Below are 19,495 nucleotides of genomic sequence, written 5' to 3' on the forward strand. Positions count from 1 at the left end.
CGCTATGGACGCTGGACGGATTCCGAGGCGTCCAACCACTCCACCGGTTCCCTGCCGAGCCCCGCTGCAAGGGCTGTCGCCGTTTCGCGCCATGACGTCAGTTCTGCAATCGCCAGATGAGGCTGATTAGTTGCAAAGGATGCCCTTGCTGCCGCTAGCACCTTTTCGGCACATGCCGCCCGGTCATCCGGGCTCAGTGCCAGCATCCAAGGAAAACGATCACTCATGCGGTCCGCGAGCGTTCCCTCCATGCTCGTCGAAACAGCGACCAGTTGTGCCGCGAGTTCAAGCAGGGAAACGCGCGCCGCATTGGCGCTTTCCGACATCAGCACCAGAGATTCGCCATCACGTCGCGTGACCTTCACGGGATGGTCTGCGGCAGCCGCAAAAACGTCCGCCGAGGATCGGCTCAGTTCAGAAGACTGAAATGACGTGCGGGCTCTAAAGGACTCGGACGCTGCCGTAGCCCGGGAAGGTCGGATTGTTCTTTCAGATTTTGTGGCTGCACCCATGCAATAACACTAACTCAGAACGTATTCTGAAGTCCAGACCAGCTGGCACTCACGCTGGTCGTGTTAGTGCGATCCCCTGGGCGAAGTCGTCCAACGCCGCAGCCACAGCATCCGGGTGGCTCAGTGTGGCGTAATGGCCGCCCGGGATCTCCACCGCTTCGGTTCCCAACCGGTCCTGTACTTGGCGCCGCATGAACGGCGCCGGAAAGAACAGGTCGTCACGGCACAAAATGGCCAGTGTGGGGACGTCCGGATGCCGGCCGGGCCAAGGTCCTGACATCCAGGCCCCCTGCTGATCGCGCTCCTTGCCACGGGCTTGCTGTGCAAGATCGTCCGGAACGAGGTTGAAGAACGCCTCGTCGGGGATGGTCTCGCGGTCATGCCCGGTATTGGTCCACCATTCACCGAAGGTCTCACCCGGCATGGGAATCATTGCCGAGAGGTACACCAGGCCGTCCGAATTGAGTTCATCGCAGACCAAAGGCGCCGTAAAGCCACCCAGCGAGTGACCAACCACGATGGTGTGCCGGGCGCCGTCGGCCGCCTCCGTTGCGGCGCGGGTGTAATCCTCAAGCATCGCGTTCTTGTTTTCGATGGGCAGGTCCACCGCAATGACCTCATGGCCAGCAGCCGCGAGCAGGGGCTGGACCAAGTGCCAGTCCCACGACGTGGAACCGCCCCCATGAATCAGTACGAAAACCGCCATCATCCCACCCCGACATCGCTCCACTGGTGCCTGCGTCGGCGATGAAGCAGCATCGACGGCGCTGCCTCCAGTATGGGTCGAGTCCGGGCTTTACCGCAGGCCCAATTCCCAAAAAATACCCCCAGGGGGTACTTGACGCATACCCCCCATGGGTATAGATTCTAAATATGAGCACGCCAGACCTGAGCATGAGCCAACCGGATGCACCCGCCGTCGAGGTGGAACCGGAGCACACCGCACCCCACGGGTACACCAGCAACAAGGACGCGTACCTCAAACGCTTGAAACGGATCGAGGGGCAAGTCCGCGGAATTGCGCGGATGGTGGAGGACGACAAATACTGCATCGACATCCTCACGCAAGTAGCTGCGGCCACCAAGGCCCTCCATGCCGTCAGCCTGGGACTCGTCGAAGAGCACATCGGCCATTGCGTCGTTGGCGCCGCCTCCGAGCCCAACCCTGAAGCCCGAGCCGAACAGATCGACGCCAAAGTGAAGGAGGCCACCGATGCCATCGGGCGCCTGCTGCGGTAATTCCGCCAACAACCACCACACCATCCAACTCACCACCAAGGAGACCACCATGAGCCAGACCATCCAGACCAACGTCAACGTTTCCGGCATGACCTGCGGCCACTGCGTCTCCAGCGTGAGCGAAGAACTTGAGTCGCTCAACGGCGTCGAGAATGTGGCCGTAGACCTCAACCCCGGTGGATTGTCCACCGTGACCATCACATCAACCAAGGAGCTCTCGCCGTCTGAAATTGGCGAAGCCGTGGCAGAAGCCGGCTACTTGGTGGTAGCCAACGAAGCTTAGGAGTCCTCTTGAGTAGCCAGGAGACTTTCAACCAACCTGCGCACAGGATCATCGAGCTGGACATCGAGGGCATGACCTGCGCCTCGTGCGTCAATCGAGTGGAACGAAAACTGGGCAAACTTGAAGGAGTCGAGGCCAGCGTCAACTTGCCCCTCGAATCAGCCCACGTCACCGTCCCGGCAACCGTGACAGACCAGCAAATCGTGGACACGGTCAACGCGACAGGCTACAAAGCCACCGTCCGCCAAGCCCCACCCCCAAACACCCGCGAACCCCGCCCCCACGAGACCCACACCAGCCACCCCACGGATCACGAGGGCCACGGACATAAGTCCACCCTTCACGACGATGGGGCACCGAAAGACACGGCCCAAAATTCGCCTGCGGGAACGGAGCACGACCATAGCGGCGCCGCCGGCGGCGTGCGGCAGCATGCGTCTAAGGGAGGAACGACCGAGCATGCCGAGCATGGCACCGCCGGTGCCACACACGCCGAGCACCCGCACTCTGATCACATGGCCCACGGCCCAGCGGCGTCAACACTGCGTCCCCGCCTGATCGTTGCCGCGCTTCTGACAATTCCCGTTTTCGCCATCTCCATGATCCCCGCCCTCCAATTCGCCAACTGGGGCTGGGTTGCCGGAGCACTGGCCCTGCCGGTGGTGAGCTGGGCTGCCTGGCCGTTCCACCGCGCTGCTGCCATCAACGCCCGACACTTTGCCTCCACCATGGACACCCTGGTCTCCATCGGTGTCATCGCCGCGTACCTGTACTCGGCGTGGCAGTTGTTCACGGATCCCCGGATGACTGAACACCCCGGCATGGAAAGCATGTCCGGCGGCGGGCTGTACTTCGAGGTCGCCGCGGTGGTCACCACGTTCCTGCTGCTGGGGCGCTACCTTGAGGCGAACGCGAAGGCCAAGGCCGGCAATGCTCTCAAGGCCCTCCTGAATTTGGGCGCCAAGGACGCCACCATCCTGGTGGACGGCGTGGAGCAGAAGATTCCTGCCGATCAACTTTTGGTGGACGACGTCATCGTGGTCCGCCCCGGTGAGAAGATCGCCACCGATGGCGTGGTCACGGATGGTGCTTCCGCCGTCGATGCTTCACTGGTGACCGGCGAATCGGTGCCCGTGGAAGTCGGTCCGGGCAGCGCTGTGACAGGTGCAACGATCAACACTTCGGGCCGCCTGCTGGTGCGGGCAACCCGCGTTGGCTCGGACACGACGCTCGCCCAGATGGGTCGACTGGTCAGCCAGGCACAGACCGGAAAAGCGCCCATTGCGCGGCTGGCGGACAGGATCAGTTCGGTGTTCGTGCCGATCGTGCTGGTCATCGCCCTGGTGACGTTCCTGCTGTGGCTGTTCTTCTCCGGTGACCTCAACGCAGCCTTCACGGCCGCCGTCGCGGTCCTGGTGATCGCCTGCCCCTGCGCCTTGGGCCTGGCGACTCCGGTGGGACTGCTGACGGGAACCGGCCGTGGAGCCCAACTGGGCATCCTCATCAAGGGGCCGCAGGTTCTTGAGGACACCCGGCACGTGGACACCATCCTGCTGGACAAGACGGGCACCGTGACCAGCGGGAAGCTCGCCGTGGACCACACCGTGGGCCTCAACGGCTACTCATCGGCCACCGTACTGACGCTGGCTGGAGCAGTTGAAGCCGCCTCTGAGCACCCGATCGCCCACGCGATTGCGGCCTCGGCGCAGGAAGCAACGCACGACGGCGGCAGCCTGCCTCGCGTTGAAGGCTTCAGTTCCGCTCCGGGCGGCGGCGTCCGGGGAACCGTTGCTTTCGAGGGAACCACCAAGACCGTGGTTGTCGGGCGCTCCGGCTGGCTCGAGGAGAACGGCATCACGCTCGACTCCAGCCAGCGGGAAGCACTCGCTGCAGAGGAAAACGCGGGCGCCACGGCAATCTGGGTTGCGGTTGACGGCCAGCCGGCCGGCATCATCAGCCTGAGCGATACCATCAAGCCCGGTTCGGCAGCGGCAATCCAAAAGTTGAAGGACCTGGGCATCCGTCCCATCCTGTTGACCGGCGATAACGCTGCCGTGGCCGCGCAAGTAGCGGCCGCCGTCGGGATTTCAGCGGACGATGTCTTCGCCGGTGTCCTGCCCGAGGGTAAGGTCGAGGCAGTCCGGAAACTGCAGGCCTCCGGGGCCACCGTGGCCATGGCCGGCGACGGCGTGAATGACGCTGCGGCCTTGGCACAGTCGGACCTTGGCATCGCGATGGGCTCGGGGACTGATGTTGCCATCGAGGCATCGGACCTGACGGTGATGGGCAGCGACCTTGGTCAGCTGGTGCAGGCAATTGAGTTGTCCCGCAAGACCCTGTCCACCATCAAGACCAACCTGTTCTGGGCGTTCTTCTACAACGCGATCGGCATTCCGGTGGCGGCACTGGGATTCCTGAACCCCATGATCGCCGGCGCAGCGATGGCAGCGAGCTCGGTGCTGGTAGTAGCCAACTCGCTGAGGCTGCGCTCCTTCGGGAAGTAGCCCCAGGAACGGAAGCAGGGCCCGGCTAGGCTGTCCCGAAACGGACGGCCGACCGGGCCTTTGCCTTGGCTGCTTCCTCGTCCCGGTTCTTCGCCGGAGCATTGCTCACCAAGGAGTCCAGGAGATGTTGCGTAATATGCGCGATCTCGTGGACAGCCTCCGCGAAGGCTTCCTCGTTGGCCTTGGAAGGCTTGGTGGATCCGCTGATTTTGCGCACATACTGCAGCGCTGCGGCCTCCACTTCGGCATTCGTGGCATGCGGTTCGAAGTTATGCAGGGTCCTGATATTGCGGCACATAACCCCATGCTAACTATGGGCAGTGCTGCATGGGGAGGGGTGCCCATCGACGGTTTTTGGATTCCCGGGATAGGTTTTAGTTATTGGATCTTCCGGATGAGCCGGAGGCCGCTGGGGATGCCGAAGAGCTCGGGTCCGAACAAATGAAGGAGAATCTCATGGCTATTTGGGGTGCAGATGTTGATCAGCTTCGTCAGCTCGGTAACAAGCTGAAGGCAGGTGCCGAGAACATCGAGCAGCAGCGTTCACAGCTCAAGGGCGCGCTTGATGGCACCGACTGGAAGGGCCCGGACGCTGACAAGTTCCGCGGCGAGTGGGACAGCCAGCACGCTTCGAACCTGAAGAAGGTTGCCGACGCACTTCGCGAAGCCGGCGACCGCGCTCAGAAGAACGCTGAGCAGCAGCAGCAGGCTTCCAACTAAGACAGTTGGGAAGAACCCGGACGCACCAGCGTCCGGGTTCTTTGCTGTTAAAGCCGCTTAGCTGCGGGGCGCCTCGGTGACGGAACCGCTCGGAACGGGTTCGACGTCGTTCGGGTGGTCCAGGACGCGGGCGGCGCGGCGGTCGCCCCGGAGCTCGTCAACCCGGACCAGGACCACGCCGCCCACAATGAGGAGGCCGCCCAGCAATTGAATTGGCCCCGGGAGTTCGCCCAGCAGCAGCCACGCCCAGATCACGGCGAACAGCACTTCAGTCAGTGAGACGAAGGATGCCACCTTTGAACCCAGGCTCCTCGCGGCCATGATTCCTGAAACGTAGGCGAGCACTGTGGCCAGGATGATGAGCCCGACGGCGGATACCCACCACGGAGTGGTCCACGGGCCAAGGGTTGTGTCGGCAGCGCTGAACGTCATGGGGAGCAGCCCCAACAGGCCTACCAGCCATATCACCACTGCACCGACCAGGAGGCCGCCCGAAGCGAGCACGAGTGGAGGCAGGGTGTCATTCTCCTTGGCGGTGATGAAGAAGTAGATCACCAGGCACACAGCAGCAGCCATGCCCCACAGGACCCCAACGAAGTCCACCTTCACGGCACCTGTCAGGTCAAGCACCAGGACCAATCCGCCAAGCGAGAGCAGGGCGCCGGCAGCGGTCAGCGCGCGAGGCCGTCGTCGGCTGGCGATCCAGAGCCAGAGGACAATCATCACCGGAGCCAGGTACTCGAGCAGCAGGGCAACGCCCACGGACAACCGCGCCACGGCGTTGAAGTAGAACAGTTGGCAGCCTGCCACGCCGATCAGCCCGAACAGGAGGATGGTCAGCCAGTTGTCCTTGAGCTGGTGCCAGCGGCCGCGGAGAACCACGACGGCGGGTATCAGCAGAATCAGTGCGGCACCTGTGAGGCGCACGGCAACTGCGGCGCCGGGTGACCAGCCGGTTTCCAGCATCGACTTGGCGAATGAGCCGGACGTGCCGAAGACAGCGGAAGAAAAGAGTGCGATGCCGAGTCCTGATGCCAGGAAACCTTTTGCATCAGCCTTCGTCGTTGGAGCTGACACAGCAGCCTCCTGTCAGGAGTAAAGTGGGCTTATGGTCATGACAGTACTCCCGAAACTTGTAAGGAGTCAAAGTGCTCTTTGCGCCTGACACCGAAGTTGCCCTTCGCAGCGTCGTCAACCTGATCAACACGGCAGCCAATGGGCAGGAATCACTCGTCACCCTTGAGGACCTCGATGCGTTCCTGAAAGCGGAAGAGTTCACCGGTTCGCGGGTCAATTCCCCTGCCGAGCTGAACAGCATCAAGCGCCTTCGGAGTGAACTCACGGCACTCTGGAGCGCCGACGAGGACACGGCCGCAAAGTCTGTCAACAAGATCCTGGCCGACGCCAAGGCACTCCCCCAACTGGTAAAGCACGATCACTGGGACTGGCACCTCCACGCCACCACCCCCGAAGCTCCCCTGGCAGACCGGATGGGCACCGAAGCCGCCATGGGCATTATCGACGTGATCCGCAGCAGGGAAATGGAGCGCATGCGGGTGTGCGCTGCAGAGGACTGCGACGCCGTGGTGCTGGACCTGAGCCGCAACCGCTCCAAGCTCTACTGCGACACCGGCACCTGCGCCAACCGCGCCCACGTCGCCGCATACCGGGCCAGAAAGGCCGCCGGGGGCGAATAAAAGGGCATAATGGCGGGCATGGGGGAACAACGCATCGGGCCTGGAATCAATCACCACGGACAAACCAGGTTGCGTGTTGCTTCTTTCCGGCAAATTGCCGTCGTTTACCCATTCGTAGCTACGGCTTGGATTGCTGCGATGCTAACGCCGCCGATGATCGGCGTCGACACCATACTTGGCGTCTTATTGGCCGTGACCCATGTTCCGGTCTTTGCTATCGGCCTGGCATTGCTGACTGGCCTGCCGCTGCGACTCAACCAACGCCTTTCACGCTGGTGGATGGGAAATGGCCGCTGTTACATCTTGCTCGCTGCCGCCGCGACACTCCTCATGATTTCGGGCTATTCCCGGCGGATTCGCCAAACGGGGGTGATCGACGGAATGCCATACGACGAGGTGACCCCCGACATGGGACTTGTGGCCGCCGGCTGCTTCATCATCACATTCCTGGCTGTGAACGCTTCGCTCCCTCTCCGATTCAAGAAGCGCACCGACGTGGGGAGCATGGCACCATGAGTGACCTCCACGGCGGGTCAGCCGCGGAACCGCCAACCAACCCCTTGGGACCACCCCGATATCCGGTTGTCGCGGAAAGGCATCATCCGCAGGCAACCGGACAACCACTGCCACAGCCTGGCGCCCCACGGCCTTTGACTCTGCGGGAACTTCCCCGGGAGCGGTCAGGCAGCACGGGCCTGGCACCTTTCAGCCAACTGGCTCTCGCCTTCGCAGTGCTCGCACCAACCTGGGTTAGCTTCCAGTTTTCTTTGATGGTGGGCTATGACGGACTGCTAAGTTTCATCGGTCTGGCGCTGAGCGGCCTCATCATTCCGCCGTTGGCGATCGTGGCCGCGGTTGTTGTCGGCCTGCCGCTTCGACTCATCCCCGCAGTGAACCGTTGGTGGTCAGGAAACCTGCGCGTATATGCGTCTCTGGCAACCATCACCATCGGCCTCATGGCGGCCGGATTCGTTATGACAGTCCGCCAGGTTGGCGACTTGGACGGAATCGCCTATGACACCGTCACCCCGGACCCCTACCTCCTATGCGCCGGTTGGCTTCTGGCGGCCCTGCTCCTGGTCAACGCGTCGCTCCCCCTTCGGTGGTCGAAGAAATCAAGAGCGGCCTGATCCCTCGAACCACCCGCCGCACCGTTGAAGGCAGAGACCAGCAGCGCCCACAAAAAAGCGCTCCCCCACCAAGGTGAGGAAGCGCTCGAAGGTCAGCGGCCGGCGTCGTGCGTTTCCGTGCCATCATCCGGAGCACCAGGGCCGCCATGGTTGGGGCGCTTGGAACTGAGGTTGACGCCGGATCCCTTGCCGAGGTGGTCGGCGTTTTCCTTGTGGCTCATGGACAACATGGCTGCCACAACGAGGCTCACGATGAACGCGATGCCGGCGCCCGTGAAGGCGAGGTCGAACCGCGGGGCCTTCGCGCTGCCGCCGGAAGCGAAGATGAGCACAGCAACGAAAGCAAGTACCGCAAAGAACGCGGAGAACATGAGCGGTCCCTTGACCGAGGTCCGCATCTTGCGCGGTTCTCCTGGTGTCTGGTCAGCCACGGTCATTCCTCCAATGATGGCGGTTCGTGTCCGCCGGTCTGCAAAAGTTCTACAACGAGTAGAACGTCCAGCTACTAGTTTACGGCCTCGGGCGAAGCGCCGGGAGCAGCGGCCTGGGAAGTGCCGGAGGCTGTCTTGGCGTCGTGCCGCAAAGTCAGCCCTGACAGGATCCACAGCACACCGGAAATGATGGCTCCTCCACCGGCCACGCCCAGGAGCGCGTGGGCTCCGAGGGAGGTGAAGAACGGCAACAGAACTGCGGTTCCGACGGAAATGACGCCGGAAACAAGCCAGTCCCGCGCCAACATGTCCCGTTTCCGGAAACCATGGGCGAATTCAAGGAGCCCCAGCACCAGGAGACCCAACATCGCCGACAAAGCGACGCCGGCATCCGACTGCGTCACCAGCGCAACGATCCCAGCCACGGCCACCACTGCGGGGACAGCCACCGGCAAAGCACGCGACATCCACACCGCGCCTGCGGTTGCCAGCAGATACAGGCCCACGGCCCACGCCAGGACGTGCACGGAAGGGGTGGCCCAGAAGATCGTGACCGCGCCGAACACCAGCGCAACAGTGGCACGGATCAGCACGGGTTTCCAGAGACCGGCCGCGGAGGCAGAAGGGGTCTGGGCAGGAGTCGCTGGGAGAGTCACCCGTCCAGTTTAGTGCGAACCCAGCACCATCCACCGATCCGTGCGTGCACGCAGCCCCAAAGTCACCCCACGGGCCAGCATGTAGCCCAGCGCAAACGCTGCCCACAGCCACAGGAGCCCCGCCTCGCCGTCGGGCCTTAGTTGGTGGACTGCCACCAACAGCGGCACATAGACGGCGAGATTTACGACGCCGGCAATCGCCAGGTAGCGCGCGTCGCCGGCGCCGATGAGGACTCCGTCGAGGACGAAAACGTAGCCTGCCAGGGGCTGTCCCACCGCGAGGACCCAGAGGGCAACGGTGAGGGCCGAGCGAACCCCGCCGTCGGGGGTGAAGAGGTAGCCGGCCCACGGCGCCGCGATGGCCAGCAGCGCCCCGGTGATCACGCCGAATCCCAAGCCCCAGCGGATCATGGTGCGCGTCAGTTCCCGGACCCGGCCGGCGTTCCGGGCGCCAAGTTCCTTGCCGATCAACGCCTGCGCGGCAATGGCCAAGGCATCAAGGGCGAACGCGAGGAACGAGAAAATAGTCATGGCCAACTGGTGGGCCGCGAGGTTCACGGCGCCCTGGGCAGTGACCACCAGGACCGTAGCGAGGATGGCGAGGCGAAGGCTGAGGGTGCGGAGCATGAGCCACGAACCCACCTTGGTCATGGCGCGGATGCCATGCCAGTCGGGCCTCAGGGACACGCCGTGTTGCCGGGCATTGCGGCTGACCATCACCAGATAGACGGCGGCCATGGCCCATTGGGCGATGCTGGTACCGATCGCGGAACCCGTCACGGACATGTTCAGGCCGTAGACGAAGAACAGGTTGAGGGCGATGTTCACTGCGAAGCCGGCAGTTGCCACGACAAGCGGGGTCCGGGTGTCCTGGAGTCCGCGAAGAACACCCGTGCCGGCAAAAATGAGGAGCATCGCGGCCAGGCCAGGCATGGACCAGCGCAGATAATCGACGGCGAATTGCTGCACGTCTCCCGTCGCTCCCATGAAGCCCACCAGGGGCTCGGCGGCCACAAAACCAACCACTGCGAGCGCCAATCCGAGCAGCAGCGCCAGCCACACGCCGTCGCGCCCTGCTGCCAAAGCCTTGCCCAGCTTGCCGTCGCCGATCGCGCGGGCCACTGCCGGCGTCGTCGAGTACGCCAGGAAGACCATCAGCCCCACGGCGGTATGCAGAATGGTGGACGCGAGCCCCACGCCGGCCAGTTGGTCGACGCCCAGATGCCCGACGATTGCCGAGTCGGCCAGCAGGAACAGGGGCTCGGCTATGAGTGCGCCGAACGCGGGGACGGCCAGGCGGAGGATCTCGCGGGCGTTGGAGCGGGTGGGGGCGGTTGTGGTTTGAGGCACTAAACCAGACTAGTCCGCCGCGGGCCGGGTACATTTGGGCCGTGTCACATGAGCATCCCGTCACCGTTTCCGTAGCCCGCACCATCCTCCCGGGCTACACCCGCCAAGCCAACGCGTGGGCCCACGCCGGCCAGGAACTCGCCCGCGAATGGCCCGGATATTTGGGGTCGGGGTGGGTTCGCAATGGGGTGGATTCCACCGAATGGCACATGCTTTATCGCTTCTCAGACGCCGAGTCGCTGCAGGAGTGGGAGGACTCCGAGGAACGGCGTTGGTGGATTGACAGCGCCAGGGACATGATGGAAACCACCCGGGTGGAGCGTCACACGGGGATTGAGGGCTGGTTCTCGCAGCCTGGCGACGTCTCGGTGGTAGTGCCCGAAACGGTGGTGCCGCCGCGTTGGAAGCAGGCCATCAGCATCTTCCTGCCATTCTTCCCGCTGAGCTTGCTGGCCAACTTCCTGCTTCATCCGTTGACGCAGGACTGGCCGCTGGTGTTCGCGGTGCTCCTGAACATCGTGATCCTTACGCCGCTGATGACGTACATCTTCCTGCCGATCACCACCCGGCTGCTGCAGCCGTGGCTCCAAGCGAAACCCCGCCGCAGCCGCTAGCTGGGAGTTTGGTCATAAAAAGCCACGATTAGTTGACACTTCAACTTATCTCCGGGAGGGTTGAAGGATGAACAAGTCCAGCTTGACCACCACAGCCCTGACCATCCTGCGCGTTATTGCAGGATTTCTCTTCGCCGCGCACGGTTGGCAGAAGTTCAACGAATTCACCATCGCAGGCACCCAGGCCTCCTTCGCGCAGATGGGTGTCCCCGGAGCCTCGACAGTAGCCCCCATCGTTGCCACCTTGGAGTTGGTGGGTGGCATTGCGCTGATCATCGGGTTCCTGACCCGCGTGTTCGCAACGCTCCTGGCCGTCAACATGCTCGGCGCCCTCTTCCTGGTGCACGCACCGGCAGGCGTCTTCGTCGGCAATGGCGGGTACGAGCTGGTGCTGCTGTTTGCCGGAGCAGCCCTTGCCCTGGCACTGGCAGGTGCAGGAAAAATCTCCGCCGACGCAGCACTGTTCGGCCGCTCCGGATCAAAGCTCCGCGTTCTCGCGTAGCCAGTTCCCCGCCAGCCCCCACCGATCCTCTCTCACATAAACGTCCCTAAACACCGACGCTCTCTCCCTTGCTTCAAGAAAGGGAGAGAGCGTCGGTGTTTAAGGCAGGGGATGTGAGAGACGGTCTAGCCCTTGACGCCCGTCAGCTCGTTCGGCACGTGCTCCAGCTGGGCCGATTTCACTACCTTTCCGGCGCTCAAGTCCACCGCGTGGATGGTTCGCGTCGACGGCTCGGTGACGTACGCCGTCGAGCCTTGAACGAACAGCGTGGGCCGAGGGTCCTGCCATGTGGTCGATTCCTCCCATGCCCCAACCACCGGAATGGTGGAAGTGATGGTGCCTGTCAGCGGATCGATGACACGCAATCCACCATCCGTGCCGAGTACCAGCGCTTCACCAGCAGGCCCGCGGCCCAATGAGCGGAAGGAGTAGCTGGTGCCAATATCCACCAACTGGAGACTGGCCGTCTCGGTGTTGACCAGCGAGATCCGGGTGGGCCGCTCCAGCTCTGCAGCCTTATCCACCTTGTAGTCGCCCAGGATCACTGGCGATTTTTCGGAGCCTGCCTGATTCCCCATCCGACCATAAGCGTCCGGGCTCGCTACCTTGGTAATGGCACCATCCTTGTAGATGAGCATTCCGTTTTCGCAGCCAACCACCACGGCTTCGTTCGCCGCTACGGCCTCACCATGAACGCCGGGGCAGTCCTCGTTACGCAGCACTTCCTTTCGGTCCTGGCCCTTGCCTGCGGAAAGGACTGCGATACCGGAACGGCCTTCCTCATTGCCAAGGGTTACCAGGAGCCCGCCATCCTCAAGCTCCACGGCCACTCCGTGATGGGCCTCCGGAGTGGTGTAAACGTCGGTAGAGGGTAATTTTCCATCTTCCACGGCAGCTGCCAACGCGGAAGTTTCAAAGCTCTCCACCTTGCCGGAACCATCATTGAACAGCACCGCCTTGCCCCCGTGCAGCACTACGTGCCCGGCCTTGTCTGCCCCGAATGCCAGGTCAGTCAGCCGGGGATCAGTCACGTAATGATGGCTGTGATCGCCGTGCGGCTCGGTCCAGGCGCCGGCGTCGAAAAGTCGGAAGGAGTCCCCCGTGGATACGAAAACGTGGCGCCCGTCGCCAGCGGGGTTCAAGCGGTTGAACCCGGAAATTTCAGCACTTCCCACCGGCTCAAGCGAGGCTGCGTCCAGAACCGAGATGCCGGCGTCGTGCGTGTAAACGAGCCGCGGAGTCGGCGCTCCGGCCTCCTTTGCACTGGGGGATGACGTTGGCGGGGGCGCTTGGTCAACTGGGTTGCCGGCTGAGCCACCAGGGGCGGCGCACGCCGTCAGCAAGAGAGCAGAGAGCCCGACGGCGGCAATCGGCTGGGCGCGAAGCCGGCGTTTCCGCGGGGTCAGGACTAGGGGCGAGGGGGTGAGATGATGAGACATGCTTAAATGATATTCATTCTCATCTAAGGCGCAAATATGGCTGCCAGATGGTTGTCATACTGCACGCCGCCGGCACCCATGCCTCCCCCGGACGGTTTCAGTGATAGAAATGGCCAGATGACCACGATCCTCACCGGTGTTGGTGCCAGTACCGGGACCACGCAGGGCCCTGCCCGGCTCATCCACGGTCCCGACGAATTCAGCCGCTTGCAACCCGGCGACGTCCTGGTCTGCCGCACCACAGACCCCGCGTGGACGCCCCTCTTCGGAATGGCCTCCGCCGTAGTGACGCAAACCGGCGGAATGCTCTCCCACGCCGCAATCGTGGCCCGCGAGTACGGAATTCCTGCCGTTCTGGGCGTCCGCGATGCATTGGACCTGCTGACGGACGGAAGCCCCCTGCACGTGGACGGCACGCAGGGAACCATCACGGTCACGGACAGCAAATGACGCTTCTCACCCTGCATTCCGTACGCCTTCTTGGATTCGCAGATACTGACGCGGTGGCAGAACGCTTCGCCCGGGATCGCGCCATGGTGGAGTCGGAACTCATCGATGCCGGTGTGAACGGCTTTGTGTCATACAGCACCTTTGCGGGGAGCAGCGGGTGGTCACTGTCGAGCCGAGGCAGGGCACAGAACGGGCGGCTCCTGGCCGATGAACTGGACAACGCCGGCGCCCGCGATACCGTGCTGGCCGTCCACGACGCATTCGGCGGGTTGAACAAGTCGGTTGTGGAGGCTTGCAGCGCCGTCCAGCTGCAGGCAGCAGCCAAGGATCACGCTACGGACGTCCTGAGCGAGGCCCTGACCGCGTGGCATCCCTCCGAAGCGAAACTCACCGGTGCGCTGCCCCGATTCGAAGGCTACGCCGAGCGGTTGGTGCAAGCACTAAAGCACGCTCCCGATGACACCGCGTGGCTCACGGCCACGGACCGTGACTCCTTCCACCGCGTCTGGTTCGAGCTCCACGAGGACCTCATCGCCACCCTGGGAATTCAACGCAGCTGACGCCTACGGGCCATCACGTCTTAGTCACGTAACAGAAACCTGCCGACAGTAAGATTCCAACCATGAGCGATGACGCCGCCAATTCAGTGACCCTCCGCTTCCTGGCGGCCCCCATGGACATCGGACACAGCGGGTCCGTCGACGCCGGCACGGTCCTTGAGTGGGTGGACAAGGCAGCGTACGCAGCAGCAGTGGGCTGGTCAAAGTCGTACTGCGTCACCGCCTACGTGGGCAACATCCACTTCACTGATCCGGTCAACAGCGGCGACATGGTTGAGGTGACCTCCACCATCGTCTACACCGGCCGGTCCTCCATGCATATCCACACCGTGGTCAGCTCGCGTGATCCCAAAGGCGGCCCCGAGACGATGCACAGCCAATGCATGGTCATCTTCGTGGCCGTGGGCCCGGACGGCAAACCAATTCCTGTCCCCCAGTTTGAGCCTTCAACGTCTGATGAGATTGAGCAGCGCGACCACGCCTTGGCGCGCATCGAGGTCCGCGAGCAGATCGTCAACGCGATGAACGCCCAGGAATACACCGACGCCGGGACCGCCGAAAGGGTCACGCTGCGGTTCATGGCGTCCCCTACTGATGTGAACTGGGGTGGCAAGGTCCACGGTGGCATCGTCATGAAGTGGATCGATGAGGCCGCGTATGTGTGCGCCTCCCGGTACTGCGGAAAGGACACCGTGGCCGTCTTCTCCGGCGGCGTCCGGTTCTACCGGCCCTTGCTGATCGGCCACGTAGTAGAGGTAGAGGCCCGACTCGTCTACACCGGCGCCAAGGGCATGCACATCGCAGTCCACGTCCGTTCCGGTGATCCGAAAACCCGTGAAATGAACCTGACCACCTACTGCCTCACGGTGATGGTGGCCCGCGATGACACCGGCACTGCTGTACCTATTCCCGAATGGGTTCCGGTATCGGACGAGGACAAGAAGCTGCACGCCCACGCCCGCGAACTCCTGGAAATCCGGGGACGGGCGCCCGGAAACCGGCTGCCGGACCACTTGTTGAAGGCAGCTGGCAGCTGATGGATGTCGTTTTTGTGGTGGCCGTCTTCGCGGCGGTGTTTGCCGTTGCCCTCGGCAGCATAGTTTGGACCAACGTGCAGCAGGGCAGGCGGGCGAAGGTGAAACCGCCGGCGCACAGGGGGGCGTTCCAATCCCAGCGCGGACGGGTATACAAGCATGGCTCCACCAGCCACAACGCGACTCCGGGCAGCGGCACGTAGGGCGGACTACCCCACCAAATTCTCCGCCGCACCGTCCATGTGGGCGATGATCGTTTCCCTCGCCTTGGCCGCGTTGCCGGTCTCAATGGCTGCAACAATGTCGTGGTGACGCCCGACGCTCATGTTCCGGGTGGCGCGTTCCAGCCCGGCGAACATGATGGACATGCGGATGGAACCCTCCAGCGATTCCCACGAGTGCAGGAGCGTTTCGTTGCCGGACAGCCGGCACAGGGTGCGATGGAACTCGAGGTCGGATTCGATCCGTTCCTCCAGGGAAGATGCAGCAGCCTTCTCCATCGCATCGACGGCGGCACGCAGCTCTGCGAGCGCGGCCTCCTTGTCGGGCATATCGCTCAACGTCCGTGCCGCGAGGGACTCCAATACTCCACGGACGGCGAAGATATCGCGGATTTCCTTGACGTCCAGGTGCCGCACTGACATGCGGCCGCGTGCTCCGGCGGAGATCAGGCCTTCCTGTTCCAGCTGGCGCAGGGCTTCCCGGAGCGTGCCGCGGCTGATTTGGAGCATCTCGGACAGCTCGGTTTCCACCAGGTGCCGTCCGGGTTCCAGCTCACCACTGGTGATCGCGGTCCGCAGTGCTGCGAGCGCCTGTTCTCGCAGGCTCTTTTTTTCAAGTCCCAGCAGGGATGCGGTGACGGCCATGGTGGGTCCTCGGTTCTATGGGCAACTGCTGACAGTCGGGTGTTAACTGTCGATACTACGTGCAGATGCGCGGGACAGGCAGTAAGTCCTGTCCCGCGCATGCGGCGCACCTCAGCCGAGCTCTGCGAGCACCTTCGCGACGATCCTGTCCACGGACAGTCCGTAGCGCTCGTGCAGGGTGGGCAGCGCACCGGCGTCGAGGAACTGGTCCGGAAGCGCAATGGGAACCACGCGCTTGCCCAGGCCGGAGGTTACGACGGCGGAGGCAACAGTTTCGAACAGGCCGCCAACAACGGTGTGGTTTTCCAGCGTGACGGCGAGGCGGTCGGTGTTCAGCTCGGCGAGGACAGTGGCGGAGTCGAAGGGCTTGATGGTGGGCGTGTGAACCACGGCAACATCCACGTTGTGCTTGGCCAGGGCATCCGCCGCCTGCAGGGCACGCATGGTCATCAAACCCGAGGAAACGAACACAACATCATTGCCGCCGCGCAGGACCTTGGCCTTGCCGAGCTCGAACGTGTAGTCGTACTCATCCAGGACCGTGGGCACATTGCCGCGCAGCAAGCGCAGGTACGTGGGCCCCTCGGAGGCCGCCAGCTGGGGAACGGCCTGCTCGATGTCCACCGAGTCACAGGGGTCCACGATGGTCAGGTTGGGCATTCCGCGGAAGATGGCCATGTCCTCGGTGGCCTGGTGGCTCGGTCCGTACCCGGTGGTCAGGCCGGGCAGGCCGCCGATGATGTTGACGTTGAGGTTCGGCTCGGCGATGTCCAGGCAAAGGAAGTCGTAAGCGCGCCGTGCCGCGAACACCGAATAGGTGGAAGCGAACGGGATCAGGCCGGTCTCGGCCATGCCGGCGGCGGCGCCGAACAGGAGCTGCTCAGCCATGCCCATTTGGAAGAAGCGTTCAGGGAAGGCCTTGGCGAAGATGTGCATGTCCGTGTACTTGCCCAGGTCCGCGGTCAGGCCCACAATCCGCGGGTCAGCCTCTGCGGCTTTGACCAAGGCATGGCCGAACGGTGCTGACGTGGTCTTCTGCCCGGGGTCCGCGAAGGACGCGATCATGGCGGAAGTCTTCAGCTTGGGCTTCACGGTGGCGGTGGTGTCGGGGGCTTCAGTGGTGGCGCTCATCGGGCGGCCGTCCCTTCGTATCCTGCGGTCAGCTGTTCGCGGCAGATCTGCCACTCGTGCTCTTCGATGCGCATGAAGTGCGCCTTTTCGCGGGTCTCCAGCAGCGGCACGCCGCGTCCCACCTTGGTATCGCAGAGGATGACCGAGGGTCGCCCGAATGGAGCCGCGACGGCGGCGATGTTGTCGAACGCGGCCAGCAGCGCACCGACGTCGTTCCCGTCCACCCGCTGCGTGTACCACCCGAACGATTCCCACTTTTCGGTGACGGGTTCGGTGCGGAGCACGGTGTCAGTGGCGCCATCGGCCTGGAGTGCGTTGATGTCCACCATGGCGATCAGGTTGCCGAGTTGGTGGTGGTGCGCACCCATGGCCGCTTCCCAAGTGGAACCTTCGTCCAGTTCGCCGTCGGAGAGGAAGTTGATCACGCGGGATCCGGAGCTCTGGAGCCGCAAGCCAAGCGCCATTCCGACGGCGACCGTCAGCCCGTGCCCCAGCGAACCGCCCGAGATTTCCATGCCGGGCGTGTAGGTGGACATCCCGGACATCGGCAGGCGGGAGTCGTCGGATCCGTAGGTTTCGAGCTCGGCCACGGGAACGATTCCGGCTTCGGCCAGCGCGGCGTAGTGCCCGATTGCGTAGTGCCCGGTGGAAAGCAGGAACCTGTCGCGGCCCTCCCAGTGCGGGTCTTCGGCACGGTACGTCAGCTGGTCAGCGTAGACCGCGGCGAGCATGTCGGCTGCACCCAGCGCCTGGCCAACATACCCCTGGCCTTGGACCTCGCCCATGTTCAGCGCGTGGTGCCGGATGCGGTAGGCGGCGGCGCGGATACGGTCCACGCGCTCGGGTTCTGGGTTTGCTGCAGCCGTAGCCGCTTCGACTGATGAGAGAATCATTGGGTTTCCTTCCGGAGCCGGGCGCGTACCGATGGGGAGAACGCGCCCGACGTCGATTGGTGCTTTAGGCGTTTACCGTCTGGGGAGTTTTGCTGGCGGCTTCTTCGGCGAGTGCACGCTCGCGCTTGCCCCAGGTTTCCCTGGTGATCAGTGCTGCCCACAGGCCGATTGCTGCGTAGACGCTGAAGAGCAGTGCCGGGCCCATCCAGCCCATGCTGACGAACAGCAGCGTGGTGATGAAAGGCGTGAACCCGGAGACCATGGCGGAGATCTGGTAGGACAGCGAGGCGCCGGAGGAGCGGGTCTTGGCCTGGAACAGTTCGGGGAACCAGGCACCCTGCGCGCCGGCAAGGGAGTTCTGGCACACGGCGTAGGCGATCACGATCGTGGCGATGATCAGGAAGAACAGGCCGGTGTTGACCAGCATGAACATCGGGATACCGAACAATACTGCGAAGGCCGTGGACCAGATGTAGACGGGGCGGCGACCAACTCGGTCCGTGAGCTTGCCCCAGAAGTAGGTGGCGAAGATTCCGATGCCGGCCGCGATGCAGAGGGCCACAAGCGTCTCGGTCTTGTCCGCCAGCTTGTTGGTGTGGAGGTAGGAGATCATGTAGGTCACGGAGACCGCGTAGCCGGCCGTTTCAGCAATGCGCAGTCCGATGCCGCGGACGATGTTGCGCCAGTCGGTCTTGATGACCTCCACAATGGGGGACTTCACGATGTCGCCCTTGCTCTTGACGTCCTCGAATACCGGGGACTCTGGAACCTTGGAACGGATGATCAGTCCAACAGCCACCAGGATGATGCTGGCGAGGAACGGGACACGCCATGCCCACTCGCTGCCGAGTCCAACGCTGCTGAGGAAGACCAGGTTTGCGAGCAGCAGGCCAACCGGGAAGCCGGCCTGCACGATTCCCGTGAACTGGCCCTTCTTCCGCCATGGTGCGTGCTCGTAGCTCATGAGGATGGCACCGCCCCATTCGGCTCCGAAGGCCAGGCCCTGAATGACGCGGACCAGTACCAGCAGTGCGGGGGCCAGGAGGCCCACTTGCTGGTAGGTAGGCAACAGGCCGATCGCGAAGGTGGCCAGGCCCATGAGAATAAGTGAGGCCACCAGGACCGGCTTGCGGCCGAGCTTATCGCCGAGGTGCCCACCGATGATGCCGCCAAGGGGACGGGCAGCGAAGCCGACGCCGAGGGTCGCGAAGGAGGCCAGTGTGCCTGTCACCGGGTCGGCGCCCGGGAAGAATGCCGTACCGAAGTACAGTGCAGCGGCGGTGCCGAAACCGATGAAGTCGTAGGTTTCGATGACTGCGCCAACGCCGGAACCGACGGCGACGCGCTTTGCTTCCTTGGTTCCATGAACCGGACCACGCATGGTCAGAGCTTCATTGCTCATGTGTGTCTTTCCCTTTCAAGAGTGTGGTGCTTCTTCGGCAACCCCACTGTCGACAGTCAACATAATACGACAACTGTGACCG

General features: G+C 63.3%; 25 protein-coding genes. 13 read left to right on the forward strand and 12 right to left on the reverse strand.

What is annotated here, in order from left to right; all coding sequences use genetic code 11:
- Positions 1-2 precede the first annotated feature (2 nt).
- Together BLQ01_RS18710 and BLQ01_RS18715 are read right to left on the reverse strand one after the other, a co-directional pair.
- On the reverse strand, positions 3-365 hold the full coding sequence (locus BLQ01_RS18710; RefSeq protein WP_368086119.1) for a prevent-host-death protein: 363 nt from the start codon (positions 363-365) through the stop codon (positions 3-5).
- A gap of 196 nt (positions 366-561) precedes the next feature.
- The gene (locus BLQ01_RS18715) at positions 562-1,218 is read right to left on the reverse strand and encodes an alpha/beta fold hydrolase (protein WP_091553678.1); all 657 of its coding nucleotides are present in this window, start codon (positions 1,216-1,218) and stop codon (positions 562-564) included.
- A 167-nt stretch (positions 1,219-1,385) separates the two neighbouring features.
- Between BLQ01_RS18715 and BLQ01_RS18720 the strand changes: the two genes are divergently transcribed.
- From BLQ01_RS18720 to BLQ01_RS18730, 3 genes are read left to right on the forward strand one after another with little or no spacing between them, the layout of a single operon-like run.
- Entirely contained in the window at positions 1,386-1,751 is a 366-nt protein-coding gene (locus BLQ01_RS18720) for a metal-sensitive transcriptional regulator (protein ID WP_026541103.1), read from the forward strand.
- Positions 1,752-1,800: 49 nt separating this feature from the next.
- Positions 1,801-2,034 carry a heavy-metal-associated domain-containing protein gene (locus BLQ01_RS18725; RefSeq protein ID WP_026541102.1) on the forward strand — a complete coding sequence of 78 codons (234 nt, stop codon included), beginning with the start codon at positions 1,801-1,803 and terminating at the stop codon, positions 2,032-2,034.
- An 8-nt stretch (positions 2,035-2,042) separates the two neighbouring features.
- Complete coding sequence (locus tag BLQ01_RS18730) at positions 2,043-4,538, forward strand: heavy metal translocating P-type ATPase (RefSeq protein WP_091553539.1); 2,496 nt, start codon at positions 2,043-2,045, stop codon at positions 4,536-4,538.
- 25 nt (positions 4,539-4,563) lie between these two features.
- Here the strand turns inward: BLQ01_RS18730 and BLQ01_RS18735 are convergent, their stop codons facing one another.
- Positions 4,564-4,836: a DUF2277 domain-containing protein gene (locus BLQ01_RS18735; protein ID WP_026541100.1), complete on the reverse strand. Its 273-nt coding sequence runs from the start codon at positions 4,834-4,836 to the stop codon at positions 4,564-4,566.
- A gap of 158 nt (positions 4,837-4,994) precedes the next feature.
- Here BLQ01_RS18735 and BLQ01_RS18740 point away from each other — a divergent pair, with 158 nt between their 5' ends.
- The gene (locus BLQ01_RS18740) at positions 4,995-5,258 is read left to right on the forward strand and encodes a WXG100 family type VII secretion target (RefSeq protein ID WP_011776688.1); all 264 of its coding nucleotides are present in this window, start codon (positions 4,995-4,997) and stop codon (positions 5,256-5,258) included.
- 57 nt (positions 5,259-5,315) lie between these two features.
- On the opposite strand, the gene BLQ01_RS18745 is transcribed toward BLQ01_RS18740, so the two are convergent.
- On the reverse strand, positions 5,316-6,335 hold the full coding sequence (locus BLQ01_RS18745; RefSeq protein ID WP_091553540.1) for an EamA family transporter: 1,020 nt from the start codon (positions 6,333-6,335) through the stop codon (positions 5,316-5,318).
- A 71-nt stretch (positions 6,336-6,406) separates the two neighbouring features.
- Here BLQ01_RS18745 and BLQ01_RS18750 point away from each other — a divergent pair, with 71 nt between their 5' ends.
- From BLQ01_RS18750 to BLQ01_RS22570, 3 genes are read left to right on the forward strand one after another with little or no spacing between them, the layout of a single operon-like run.
- Positions 6,407-6,955: a CGNR zinc finger domain-containing protein gene (locus BLQ01_RS18750; RefSeq protein WP_091553543.1), complete on the forward strand. Its 549-nt coding sequence runs from the start codon at positions 6,407-6,409 to the stop codon at positions 6,953-6,955.
- Positions 6,956-6,973: 18 nt separating this feature from the next.
- Positions 6,974-7,471 (forward strand): hypothetical protein, encoded by a 498-nt coding sequence (locus BLQ01_RS18755; protein WP_139183518.1) that lies wholly within the window; start codon positions 6,974-6,976, stop codon positions 7,469-7,471.
- The gene (locus tag BLQ01_RS22570) at positions 7,468-8,085 is read left to right on the forward strand and encodes a hypothetical protein (RefSeq protein ID WP_217638397.1); all 618 of its coding nucleotides are present in this window, start codon (positions 7,468-7,470) and stop codon (positions 8,083-8,085) included. The genes BLQ01_RS18755 and BLQ01_RS22570 overlap by 4 nt, the downstream gene beginning before the upstream one ends.
- Before the next feature lie 92 nt (positions 8,086-8,177).
- On the opposite strand, the gene BLQ01_RS18765 is transcribed toward BLQ01_RS22570, so the two are convergent.
- The 3 genes from BLQ01_RS18765 to BLQ01_RS18775 form a co-directional block, all read right to left on the reverse strand.
- Complete coding sequence (locus BLQ01_RS18765; protein WP_026541097.1) at positions 8,178-8,522, reverse strand: hypothetical protein; 345 nt, start codon at positions 8,520-8,522, stop codon at positions 8,178-8,180.
- Between the two features lie 68 nt (positions 8,523-8,590).
- Positions 8,591-9,172 carry a DUF308 domain-containing protein gene (locus BLQ01_RS18770; protein ID WP_175493492.1) on the reverse strand — a complete coding sequence of 194 codons (582 nt, stop codon included), beginning with the start codon at positions 9,170-9,172 and terminating at the stop codon, positions 8,591-8,593.
- A 9-nt stretch (positions 9,173-9,181) separates the two neighbouring features.
- Positions 9,182-10,522 (reverse strand): MATE family efflux transporter, encoded by a 1,341-nt coding sequence (locus BLQ01_RS18775; RefSeq protein ID WP_091553553.1) that lies wholly within the window; start codon positions 10,520-10,522, stop codon positions 9,182-9,184.
- Between the two features lie 41 nt (positions 10,523-10,563).
- On the opposite strand from BLQ01_RS18775, the gene BLQ01_RS18780 reads away from it, so the two are divergent.
- Complete coding sequence (locus BLQ01_RS18780; RefSeq protein WP_026541094.1) at positions 10,564-11,136, forward strand: antibiotic biosynthesis monooxygenase; 573 nt, start codon at positions 10,564-10,566, stop codon at positions 11,134-11,136.
- A gap of 67 nt (positions 11,137-11,203) precedes the next feature.
- Positions 11,204-11,638 carry a DoxX family protein gene (locus tag BLQ01_RS18785; RefSeq protein WP_026541093.1) on the forward strand — a complete coding sequence of 145 codons (435 nt, stop codon included), beginning with the start codon at positions 11,204-11,206 and terminating at the stop codon, positions 11,636-11,638.
- Between the two features lie 125 nt (positions 11,639-11,763).
- Here the strand turns inward: BLQ01_RS18785 and aztD are convergent, their stop codons facing one another.
- Positions 11,764-13,077, reverse strand: coding sequence for a zinc metallochaperone AztD (gene aztD, locus BLQ01_RS18790; protein ID WP_175493493.1), 1,314 nt, complete (start codon positions 13,075-13,077; stop codon positions 11,764-11,766).
- Positions 13,078-13,194: 117 nt separating this feature from the next.
- On the opposite strand from aztD, the gene BLQ01_RS18795 reads away from it, so the two are divergent.
- The 4 genes from BLQ01_RS18795 to BLQ01_RS18810 all read left to right on the forward strand — a co-directional run bounded on the left by BLQ01_RS18795 (position 13,195) and on the right by BLQ01_RS18810 (position 15,324).
- Positions 13,195-13,527, forward strand: coding sequence for a PEP-utilizing enzyme (locus BLQ01_RS18795; protein WP_091553556.1), 333 nt, complete (start codon positions 13,195-13,197; stop codon positions 13,525-13,527).
- Positions 13,524-14,087: a hypothetical protein gene (locus tag BLQ01_RS18800; RefSeq protein ID WP_091553558.1), complete on the forward strand. Its 564-nt coding sequence runs from the start codon at positions 13,524-13,526 to the stop codon at positions 14,085-14,087. The genes BLQ01_RS18795 and BLQ01_RS18800 overlap by 4 nt, the downstream gene beginning before the upstream one ends.
- Before the next feature lie 62 nt (positions 14,088-14,149).
- Positions 14,150-15,124 carry an acyl-CoA thioesterase gene (locus BLQ01_RS18805; RefSeq protein ID WP_091553561.1) on the forward strand — a complete coding sequence of 325 codons (975 nt, stop codon included), beginning with the start codon at positions 14,150-14,152 and terminating at the stop codon, positions 15,122-15,124.
- The gene (locus tag BLQ01_RS18810) at positions 15,124-15,324 is read left to right on the forward strand and encodes a hypothetical protein (RefSeq protein WP_091553564.1); all 201 of its coding nucleotides are present in this window, start codon (positions 15,124-15,126) and stop codon (positions 15,322-15,324) included. Before BLQ01_RS18805 ends, BLQ01_RS18810 begins: the two co-directional genes overlap by 1 nt.
- A 6-nt stretch (positions 15,325-15,330) precedes the next feature.
- Here BLQ01_RS18810 and BLQ01_RS18815 read toward each other — a convergent pair whose 3' ends face one another.
- From BLQ01_RS18815 to BLQ01_RS18830, 4 genes are all read right to left on the reverse strand, one after another.
- Positions 15,331-15,987: a GntR family transcriptional regulator gene (locus tag BLQ01_RS18815; protein WP_026541087.1), complete on the reverse strand. Its 657-nt coding sequence runs from the start codon at positions 15,985-15,987 to the stop codon at positions 15,331-15,333.
- Positions 15,988-16,098: 111 nt separating this feature from the next.
- Complete coding sequence (locus BLQ01_RS18820) at positions 16,099-17,118, reverse strand: transketolase family protein (RefSeq protein ID WP_026547750.1); 1,020 nt, start codon at positions 17,116-17,118, stop codon at positions 16,099-16,101.
- Positions 17,115-18,011 carry a transketolase gene (locus BLQ01_RS18825; RefSeq protein ID WP_091553566.1) on the reverse strand — a complete coding sequence of 299 codons (897 nt, stop codon included), beginning with the start codon at positions 18,009-18,011 and terminating at the stop codon, positions 17,115-17,117. Before BLQ01_RS18825 ends, BLQ01_RS18820 begins: the two co-directional genes overlap by 4 nt.
- Before the next feature lie 64 nt (positions 18,012-18,075).
- A complete protein-coding gene (locus tag BLQ01_RS18830) occupies positions 18,076-19,413 on the reverse strand; it encodes an MFS transporter (RefSeq protein ID WP_026541084.1) in 1,338 nt (445 codons plus the stop codon).
- Positions 19,414-19,495: the final 82 nt, after the last annotated feature.

Origin of the sequence: Arthrobacter sp. UNCCL28, assembly GCF_900102805.1 — a bacterium.
In the GTDB taxonomy this organism is placed as follows: Bacteria; Actinomycetota; Actinomycetes; order Actinomycetales; family Micrococcaceae; genus Arthrobacter; species Arthrobacter nicotinovorans_A.

Coding starts and splice junctions, on each gene's coding strand:
- BLQ01_RS18715 (WP_091553678.1), bottom strand. CDS start 1,218: ATGGCGGTTTTCGTACTGATTCATGGGGGCGGTTCCACGTCGTGGGAC.
- BLQ01_RS18720 (WP_026541103.1), top strand. CDS start 1,386: ATGAGCACGCCAGACCTGAGCATGAGCCAACCGGATGCACCCGCCGTC.
- BLQ01_RS18725 (WP_026541102.1), top strand. CDS start 1,801: ATGAGCCAGACCATCCAGACCAACGTCAACGTTTCCGGCATGACCTGC.
- BLQ01_RS18735 (WP_026541100.1), bottom strand. CDS start 4,836: ATGTGCCGCAATATCAGGACCCTGCATAACTTCGAACCGCATGCCACG.
- BLQ01_RS18740 (WP_011776688.1), top strand. CDS start 4,995: ATGGCTATTTGGGGTGCAGATGTTGATCAGCTTCGTCAGCTCGGTAAC.
- BLQ01_RS18755 (WP_139183518.1), top strand. CDS start 6,974: ATGGGGGAACAACGCATCGGGCCTGGAATCAATCACCACGGACAAACC.
- BLQ01_RS22570 (WP_217638397.1), top strand. CDS start 7,468: ATGAGTGACCTCCACGGCGGGTCAGCCGCGGAACCGCCAACCAACCCC.
- BLQ01_RS18765 (WP_026541097.1), bottom strand. CDS start 8,522: ATGACCGTGGCTGACCAGACACCAGGAGAACCGCGCAAGATGCGGACC.
- BLQ01_RS18785 (WP_026541093.1), top strand. CDS start 11,204: ATGAACAAGTCCAGCTTGACCACCACAGCCCTGACCATCCTGCGCGTT.
- aztD (WP_175493493.1), bottom strand. CDS start 13,077: ATGTCTCATCATCTCACCCCCTCGCCCCTAGTCCTGACCCCGCGGAAA.
- BLQ01_RS18795 (WP_091553556.1), top strand. CDS start 13,195: ATGACCACGATCCTCACCGGTGTTGGTGCCAGTACCGGGACCACGCAG.
- BLQ01_RS18800 (WP_091553558.1), top strand. CDS start 13,524: ATGACGCTTCTCACCCTGCATTCCGTACGCCTTCTTGGATTCGCAGAT.
- BLQ01_RS18805 (WP_091553561.1), top strand. CDS start 14,150: ATGAGCGATGACGCCGCCAATTCAGTGACCCTCCGCTTCCTGGCGGCC.
- BLQ01_RS18810 (WP_091553564.1), top strand. CDS start 15,124: ATGGATGTCGTTTTTGTGGTGGCCGTCTTCGCGGCGGTGTTTGCCGTT.
- BLQ01_RS18815 (WP_026541087.1), bottom strand. CDS start 15,987: ATGGCCGTCACCGCATCCCTGCTGGGACTTGAAAAAAAGAGCCTGCGA.
- BLQ01_RS18820 (WP_026547750.1), bottom strand. CDS start 17,118: ATGAGCGCCACCACTGAAGCCCCCGACACCACCGCCACCGTGAAGCCC.
- BLQ01_RS18825 (WP_091553566.1), bottom strand. CDS start 18,011: ATGATTCTCTCATCAGTCGAAGCGGCTACGGCTGCAGCAAACCCAGAA.
- BLQ01_RS18830 (WP_026541084.1), bottom strand. CDS start 19,413: ATGAGCAATGAAGCTCTGACCATGCGTGGTCCGGTTCATGGAACCAAG.